Origin of the sequence: Pseudoduganella sp. RAF53_2, from assembly GCF_052113985.1 — a bacterium.
In the GTDB taxonomy this organism is placed as follows: domain Bacteria; phylum Pseudomonadota; class Gammaproteobacteria; order Burkholderiales; family Burkholderiaceae_D; genus Rugamonas.
Genome location: NZ_JBFRDW010001103.1, coordinates 1 through 1,002, shown reverse-complemented (window position 1 = coordinate 1,002; position 1,002 = coordinate 1). Strand labels below are relative to the sequence as shown.

1 protein-coding gene is annotated in these 1,002 nt (G+C 63.7%); it reads left to right on the top strand.

Going from position 1 to position 1,002, the window contains the following annotated elements; translation table 11 throughout:
• Nucleotides 1-15: 15 nt before the first annotated feature.
• The coding region (locus tag AB4Z11_RS32630; RefSeq protein WP_442030451.1) for a nitrilase-related carbon-nitrogen hydrolase at nt 16-1,002 on the top strand (987 nt) is incomplete at its 3' end.

Genomic DNA, 1,002 nt, shown 5'->3' with positions numbered 1-1,002 from the left:
GCGGTAACTGTTCGTATGTCGCACTCTTTCCATAATCTGTACCACCATGACTTCGCCCGTGTGGCTGTTGGCGTGCCGCGCTGCCGCGTGGCCGATCCGCTGCATAACGCGGACGAGACCATCGCTCTGGCCAGGGATGCCGCCGCCCAAGGCGCCGCGCTGGTCGCTTTCCCGGAACTGGGCTTGTCGGCTTATTCCTGCGACGACCTGTTCCACCAGCGCGCGCTGCTGGACGGCGTGCTGCAGGCGCTGAACAAGGTGGTGGAGGCGTCGCAGCAGATCAACTGCGTGATGATCGTCGGCGTGCCGCTGCGCGTGGATCATCTGCTGTTCAACTGCGCAGTGGTGGTCAGCGGCGGACAGATTCGCGGCGTGGTGCCGAAGTCCTTCCTGCCGAATTACAGCGAGTTTTACGAGGCGCGCCAGTTCAGCGCGGCCGACGAGGCGATCGCCACGCAGGTTGAACTCTGCGGCCAGACGGTGCCGTTTGGCGTGAACCAGTTGTTTGAGATCGAGAATCTGCCGCTGTTCAAATTCCACGTCGAGATTTGCGAAGACGTGTGGGTGCCGATTCCGCCATCGTCGTTTGGCGCGCTGGCTGGTGCGACCGTGCTGGTGAATTTGTCGGCGTCGAACGTCGTGGTCGGAAAGGCGGATTACCGCCGCCAGCTGGTCGGCCAACAGTCCGCGCGCTGCCTAGCCGCTTACCTGTATTCGTCGGCAGGACGCGGAGAATCGACCACCGACCTGGCCTGGGATGGCCAGGCGCTGATTGCGGAGAATGGCGAAATCCTCCGCGAGTCCGAGCGTTATAGCGATGAGTCGCACCTGATCTTCGCCGACGTGGACCTGGAGCGCCTGTCGCGCGAGCGCATGCGCACCACCACCTTCGGCAAATCCGTGCGCCGCCACAAAGAGGAAGTGCAGCAGTTCCGCACCGTGCGCTTCCCGATCGAGCTGCCGACGCATCGTGTGCTGCCGCTGGAGCGCAACGTCGCACGC